This window comes from Leucothrix mucor DSM 2157, assembly GCF_000419525.1.
GTDB lineage: Bacteria > Pseudomonadota > Gammaproteobacteria > Thiotrichales > Thiotrichaceae > Leucothrix > Leucothrix mucor.
On record NZ_ATTE01000001.1, the window covers coordinates 2,860,989 to 2,867,500 of the forward strand.

A 6,512-nucleotide genomic window follows, 5' to 3' on the forward strand; every position below is an offset into this window, starting at 1 on the left:
GACTCAACCCAATCCGCGAGCTAAGTCATCGCGAATATCTTCAAACGCTTCTAGGCCTACAGAAACACGCAGTAAAGTATTCGAGATTCCGGTAATTTCACGTTGTTCTTCACTTAAGCGACCATGAGTTGTGGAAGCGGGATGAGTGATGGTAGATTTTGTATCGCCTAGATTGGCAGTAATCGAGATCATCTTTGTGCTATCGATAACGTGCCAGCTATCCGCTTGCTCACCTTTTACTTCAAACGACACAATGCCACCAAAACCGCTTTGCTGTTTCAGTGCCAGCTCATGCTGTGGGTGAGTCTTCAGGCCAGGATAATGCACGGCCTTTACTTTTGGATGAGCACTGAGCCACTCGGCTAGTTTCAATGCATTCTCACAATGCGCTTTCATGCGTAGGCTTAAGGTTTCCAAGCCTTTCAGGAAGACCCATGCATTAAACGGGCTCATGACCATGCCGCCTGAACGCAGAACGCCGAACACTTCTTTGCCCACCAACTCATGGCTACCAACCACCGCACCACCAAGACAACGGCCTTGACCATCCAGATATTTAGTCGCAGAATGAATCACTAAGTCAGCACCCAAAGTCAGTGGACGCTGCAAGGCTGGAGTACAGAAGCAGTTATCAATCGCCAGCAAGGCATTATGTTCATGTGCGATATCAGACAAAGCTTGGATATCGGCAATTTCAGTTAATGGGTTTGAAGGGGTTTCAGCAAAGAATAAACGAGTGTTTGGTTTACAAGCCTGCTGCCATTGGGATAAATCAGTCAGATCAACAAAGTCAATCTCAACACCAAACTTGCGAACGTAATTGCTAAATAAAACAGTCGTGGTGCCAAATACCGAATGCGAACAAACGATATGATCGCCACTTTTTAACAAACCAAGCACAACGGCTAAAATTGCAGACATTCCTGAAGAGGTTGCAACACAAGCTTCCCCGCCTTCCAGCGCCGCTAAGCGTTCCTGAAAGTAAGCAATCGTGGGGTTGGTCATGCGGCCATAAATATTGCCCGGCTGCTCACCGGCAAACTTGGCAGCGGCCTCAGCGGCACTGTTAAAAACAAAACTGGAGGTTGGGAAAATGGCTTCGCTGTGTTCCTGCTCATTTGTACGGTGATGACCAGAGCGAATCGCCAGTGTTTCAAAGTGAAAATCGTGTTCCATGTGCATTTCCTGTCAGTATGGCGGGCACAAAAAAACCCGCAATAGATTACTAAAGCAGGCGTACCGGCCTCTTTAGCTGCATTTATAGAGCGCCCGCAAGCTGTGGATCAAATCGGCGCATCAAGGGGATTAGCATAAAACGCTAATCCCAAAAGGTCAAATAGTTGCTGGGAATAATCCAGTAGATTTTCTAGTCAGAGCGTCCGCGAAAACGGTCCATCAAACGCCGTTCGCGCTTATTTGGCTTATGGGTTGGCTGTTTGATATTGGCCGCTTGTAATCGATTAAGCTCAACCACTTCTTCGCGCTCACGAATACTTTCTTCGGTTTCCTCATACAATAAAACCGCTTCTTTAGCCGGGCGCCGCTTATCATTCAAACCCCTGACAAAAACGTGAAAACGCTCAGTCCCACGCGTGATCGTTAGCTCATCATCGCAACGCACTGTTCGCGAGGGTTTAACGCGATGGCCGTTGAGGTGCACCTTGCCGCCAGTAATGGCTTCAACCGACATGGCACGAGTCTTAAAAAAGCGAGCAGCCCACAGCCATTTATCCAGCCGGAGCTCTGTTAGTTCCTGTTTATTAGTGGCCATTCGACAATTCTGTCCTCCAATTCATCGATAATATCTCGCTCGAAAACGACCCTAGCCATGGCTGAATTTCCCGTGCGATGAACTCGGGTTTTATCGCCACAGACCAAGTGATGCCAACTTGCCAGACCGGCGCCTTGCTGCAATCGACGGTAACTACAGCTAGGTGGCATCCATGATAGCGCATCCAGATTACCCGGCTCTAGTTGTACGCAATCAGGCACGCGTAGCAGACGGTTCTTATAATCCGCACACTGGCAGGCTTCACCATCAAATAAATGGCAAGCGACGTCAGTGTAATAGACTTCCCCACCGTCCTCTTCTTCATCCTGCAGCTTGATCAGACAACATTTTCCGCAACGGTCACATATTTGTTCCCACTGATCGGTGCTCATCGCCTCTAACGCTGTGGTTTCCCACCATTTTTCTGACATCGAACGATTTACCTCAGGATGGATTTTGGTTTTCATCTGTTTTTTTATCAGACTCAAGCGCGGCTTTCAGACGCGGAAAGTCTTCTGGAGTTACATAGTAAAAGGTTTCTTTACCATCTGTATCCCATAATACCACCAAGCCCTTTTCAGGAAAAAGACGATATTCTGTTGTCTCACCGACCTTCTGGGTTTCGACTGGCTTACCGAAAAAATCGATCTGCTTTTCTTCGTAATCAGCAATGGATATATACATAAAGCGCCAAACCCGCAAATCTAACGCTGATAAGATCTGCTCAGAGCTTAAGTTGTATTGCCACAAATTGTTTGGGGTTGGTTTTCGATCAATGCCCTGCTCCCGAATACTCTCAAGCAGCTCATCCGACGCATCAAGCTCAGCGACTAGCCGCGCTTCGAAACGACCAACCCGAACTTTGCCTAAATAGGCTTCAAGAAATAGCGTGTTATCCGGTTTCTGGAATAACTTAATGTCCGCTAACTCATTAAATCGTTTAGCAAACTCACGCAAAGTGAGATGCCCGGGAGAGATCCCAAAGACCTCGGTACGACCATTCTCAAGCGTTTTGATCTTCCATGGCAAATTATCATCAGCAGGAGCGGCTTCATCCGACTGGTTACAAGAAGCTAATAATAAGCATAGCAATAGGCTAATAAGTGTTTTCATTAATGATGATAGAGAGAAGTTAGTTTAAAGTACGTTTAGAGTATTGTTTTCAATTATAATAGCGCTAGGATTAAATCATCGATATAAAACCCGAAATGACCTCTTAAAAACAATATCAGGCTAAATAGCGTGATGCTGTGGTGCCTATTTATTAGATAATATACTACCCAGGAGTTTGAATGAGTACGAACGATACCGTAACGTTGATTGATAATGCAACGGGCAAGCAAGTTGAGTTACCTATCCTGCGTCCAGTCAATGGCAGTCCAACCATTGATATCAGCCAATTACCGAAAGAACTAGACTATTTCACCTACGACCCAGGCTTTTTAGCCACTGCCAGCTGCCGTAGTAGTATCACATTTCTTGATGGAGATAAGGGAATACTTCAGTACCGAGGCTATCCGATTGAGCAACTCGCTGAAAACAGTAGCTTTATCGAAGTCTGCTACCTGTTATTCCATGGTGAGCTGCCAAACAAACCAGAGCTTGATGATTTCAGCAACATTATCACCAGACACACGATGCTACATGAGGCAATTAAGCGCTTCTACAGCGGTTTCCGTCGTGATGCTCACCCCATGGCAACCATGGTTGGTGTTGTTGGTGCATTATCTGCTTTCTATCATCATGGTGAAGATATTCATGATCCGCAGCATCGGATGATCACAGCGCATCGCCTGATCGCGAAAATGCCAACGATTGCTGCTTGGAGTTACCGTTATGCCAATGGCCAGCCAATGGTGTACCCAAAGAATTCATTAGATTTCTCTAGTAACTTCTTACACATGATGTTCTCAATGCCAACAGAGGAATATGTACCAAATCCCCTATATGTGAAGGCATTAGATTTACTGCTGATTCTGCATGCTGATCATGAGCAAAATGCATCAACATCTACTGTGCGCTTGGCGGGAAGCTCCGGAGCGAATCCGTTTGCAGCCATGTCAGCAGGCATTGCTTCACTGTGGGGCCCTTCTCACGGTGGTGCTAACGAAGCCGTTATTCGCATGCTTCAGGATATCGTGGCATCCGATAAAGATGTTGCTCATTATGTTGCTCGTGCAAAAGATAAAGATGATCGTTTCCGCTTGATGGGCTTTGGTCATCGCGTCTACAAAAACTTTGATCCTCGTGCCGTTATCATCCGTAAGACTTGTATGGAATTGCTAGAAAAACTCGGCGAAGGTAATCCATATCAAGAGCTATTCGACACGGCAATGGAGCTAGAGAAGATCGCACTGGAAGATGATTACTTTGTATCGCGTAATCTTTATCCAAATGTCGATTTCTATTCCGGTATTATTCTGCTGGCGATAGGTATACCATTGAATATGTTTACCGTTATCTTTGCTATGGCACGTACTGTGGGCTGGATTTCTCACTGGAATGAGATGATTGCTGATGAGGACTTCCGTATTGGTCGCCCAAGACAGCTGTATACTGGTGCCGAGGAAAGAGACTACGTTGATATTAATAATCGCTAAGGAGATCCGGTATGTTCGATAACCTGACAATGGGTAACGCAGTAACCGCTTTAACAGGCTTAATGGTACTAGTTAGTGTCATTTTGATCCGAGTTTTGGGGGATGGCTTCCTGATACTTCCAGTTATTATTGGAATTCTATCAATTCAATCGGCCTTTACCGGTTTCTGCCCTAGTGAAATGTTCCTGCGAAAGTACAACTTGGTTAAGTAATTAACTGATAAGTTGGGAATAAAAGAAAGCGCCCACGGGCGCTTTTTTGTGCCTGTTGTTTGGAGAGATTGCATAAATCCCAGGCATAAAAAAGCCCCGGACAGTTGTACTGTCCGAGGCCCTTCTGTTCAATCCTGGTAATGTCCTACTTTCACATGGGGAAACCCCACACTATCATCGGCGATGACACTTTTCACTGCTGAGTTCGGGATGGGATCAGGTGGTTCAATGTCTCTATGGTCACCAGGAAAACCGGTGTGTGTGACTGAACTGGTTTGCGGCAACAGCCTCAGCTGCCCCGCGCTCAATCGCACGTAAAATCAGTAATAATCTAGTGGTAATGTCCTACACTTTCGTCCAAACAAACCATTCAGGGTTATAGAATCAAGCCTCACGGGCAATTAGTACACCTTAGCTACACACATTACTGCGCTTCCACATGGTGCCTATCAACGTCGTAGTCTTCAACGGCCCTTTAGGGAGATCTAGTCTCCAGAGAATACTCATCTTGGAAGGGGCTTCCCGCTTAGATGCTTTCAGCGGTTATCCTGTCCGAACTTAGCTACCCGGCTATGCCACTGGCGTGACAACCGGTACACCAGAGGTTCGTCCACTCCGGTCCTCTCGTACTAGGAGCAGCTTTCCTCAATATTCTAACGCCCACGGCAGATAGGGACCGAACTGTCTCACGACGTTCTGAACCCAGCTCGCGTACCACTTTAAATGGCGAACAGCCATACCCTTGGGACCCGCTTCAGCCCCAGGATGTGATGAGCCGACATCGAGGTGCCAAACACCGCCGTCGATATGAACTCTTGGGCGGTATCAGCCTGTTATCCCCGGCGTACCTTTTATCCGTTGAGCGATGGCCCTTCCATACAGAACCACCGGATCACTAAGACCTACTTTCGTACCTGCTCGACGAGTCTGTCTCGCAGTCAAGCTCACTTATGCCTTTGCACAAACCTCATGATTTCCGACCATGATTAGTGAACCTTCGCGCTCCTCCGTTACGCTTTAGGAGGAGACCGCCCCAGTCAAACTACCCACCATACACTGTCCCAAACCCCGATCAGGGGCCGTGGTTAGAACATCAGAACTACCAGGCTGGTATTTCAAGATTGGCTCCACCGGAACTAGCGTCCCGGTTTCAAAGCCTCCCAGCTATCCTACACAAGTAGGCCCGATGTTCAGTGCAAAGCTGTAGTAAAGGTGCACGGGGTCTTTCCGTCTAGCCGCGGGTACGCAGCATCTTAACTGCGATTTCAATTTCACTGAGCCTCTGGTGGAGACAGTGTGGCCGTCGTTACGCCATTCGTGCAGGTCGGAACTTACCCGACAAGGAATTTCGCTACCTTAGGACCGTTATAGTTACGGCCGCCGTTTACCGGGGCTTCGATCAAGAGCTTCGCCGAAGCTAACCCCATCAATTAACCTTCCGGCACCGGGCAGGCGTCACACCCTATACGTCCGCTTTCGCGTTAGCAGAGTGCTGTGTTTTTGATAAACAGTCGCAGCCACCTGGTCTCTGCGGCCCCCAACAGCTATGAACCGTCAGGGGCGCACCTTCTCCCGAAGTTACGGTGCTATTTTGCCTAGTTCCTTCACCAGAGTTCTCTCAAGCGCCTTGGAATTCTCATCCTATCCACGTGTGTCCGTTTAGAGTACGGTCACTAATAAGCTGAAGCTTAGAGGTTTTTCCTGGAAGCATGGCATCGACTACTCCAGTTCCGTAGAACCGTCGCCATCACGCCTCAGCATTAAGAACCCGGATTTGCCTAAGTTCTCTGCCTAAACGCTTAGATACACACCAACTGTGTTCTAGCCTAGCCTTCTCCGTCACCCCATCGCACTTATTAGCGGTACAGGAATATTAACCTGTTTCCCATCGACTACGCATCTCTGCCTCGCCTTAGGGGCCGACTAACC

6 protein-coding genes, 2 rRNA genes and 1 riboswitch (1 of these 9 only partly in view) are annotated in these 6,512 nt (G+C 47.6%); of the genes, 2 read left to right on the forward strand and 6 right to left on the reverse strand.

What is annotated here, in order from left to right:
- Positions 1 to 3: 3 nt before the first annotated feature.
- From LEUMU_RS0112940 to LEUMU_RS0112955, 4 genes are all read right to left on the reverse strand, one after another.
- The gene (locus LEUMU_RS0112940) at positions 4 to 1,176 is read right to left on the reverse strand and encodes an O-succinylhomoserine sulfhydrylase (RefSeq protein ID WP_022952713.1); all 1,173 of its coding nucleotides are present in this window, start codon (positions 1,174 to 1,176) and stop codon (positions 4 to 6) included.
- 51 nt (positions 1,177 to 1,227) lie between these two features.
- Positions 1,228 to 1,305, reverse strand: a riboswitch (SAM riboswitch).
- A gap of 61 nt (positions 1,306 to 1,366) precedes the next feature.
- Positions 1,367 to 1,771 carry an RNA-binding S4 domain-containing protein gene (locus LEUMU_RS0112945; protein ID WP_022952714.1) on the reverse strand — a complete coding sequence of 135 codons (405 nt, stop codon included), beginning with the start codon at positions 1,769 to 1,771 and terminating at the stop codon, positions 1,367 to 1,369.
- Positions 1,747 to 2,202 (reverse strand): YcgN family cysteine cluster protein, encoded by a 456-nt coding sequence (locus LEUMU_RS0112950; RefSeq protein WP_022952715.1) that lies wholly within the window; start codon positions 2,200 to 2,202, stop codon positions 1,747 to 1,749. Before LEUMU_RS0112950 ends, LEUMU_RS0112945 begins: the two co-directional genes overlap by 25 nt.
- Positions 2,203 to 2,215: 13 nt before the next feature.
- Positions 2,216 to 2,884, reverse strand: a complete 669-nt coding sequence (locus tag LEUMU_RS0112955) for a hypothetical protein (RefSeq protein WP_022952716.1) — start codon at positions 2,882 to 2,884, stop codon at positions 2,216 to 2,218.
- A gap of 179 nt (positions 2,885 to 3,063) precedes the next feature.
- On the opposite strand from LEUMU_RS0112955, the gene LEUMU_RS0112960 reads away from it, so the two are divergent.
- On the forward strand, positions 3,064 to 4,371 hold the full coding sequence (locus tag LEUMU_RS0112960; protein ID WP_022952717.1) for a citrate synthase: 1,308 nt from the start codon (positions 3,064 to 3,066) through the stop codon (positions 4,369 to 4,371).
- A 29-nt stretch (positions 4,372 to 4,400) separates the two neighbouring features.
- Positions 4,401 to 4,583: a YgaP-like transmembrane domain gene (locus LEUMU_RS0112965; RefSeq protein WP_211223083.1), complete on the forward strand. Its 183-nt coding sequence runs from the start codon at positions 4,401 to 4,403 to the stop codon at positions 4,581 to 4,583.
- Between the two features lie 132 nt (positions 4,584 to 4,715).
- Here LEUMU_RS0112965 and rrf read toward each other — a convergent pair.
- Positions 4,716 to 4,831, reverse strand: a 5S ribosomal RNA gene (gene rrf / locus LEUMU_RS0112970).
- A 132-nt stretch (positions 4,832 to 4,963) separates the two neighbouring features.
- Positions 4,964 to 6,512: ribosomal RNA gene (locus LEUMU_RS0112975) — 23S ribosomal RNA — on the reverse strand (it continues 1,325 nt past the right edge of the window).

What these genes read in the sequence shown, in the direction of transcription:
- LEUMU_RS0112955 (WP_022952716.1), bottom strand. Translation starts at nt 2,884, where the DNA reads ATGAAAACACTTATTAGCCTATTGCTATGCTTATTATTAGCTTCTTGT.
- LEUMU_RS0112945 (WP_022952714.1), bottom strand. Translation starts at nt 1,771, where the DNA reads ATGGCCACTAATAAACAGGAACTAACAGAGCTCCGGCTGGATAAATGG.
- LEUMU_RS0112950 (WP_022952715.1), bottom strand. Translation starts at nt 2,202, where the DNA reads ATGTCAGAAAAATGGTGGGAAACCACAGCGTTAGAGGCGATGAGCACC.
- LEUMU_RS0112960 (WP_022952717.1), top strand. Translation starts at nt 3,064, where the DNA reads ATGAGTACGAACGATACCGTAACGTTGATTGATAATGCAACGGGCAAG.
- LEUMU_RS0112940 (WP_022952713.1), bottom strand. Translation starts at nt 1,176, where the DNA reads ATGGAACACGATTTTCACTTTGAAACACTGGCGATTCGCTCTGGTCAT.
- LEUMU_RS0112965 (WP_211223083.1), top strand. Translation starts at nt 4,401, where the DNA reads ATGGGTAACGCAGTAACCGCTTTAACAGGCTTAATGGTACTAGTTAGT.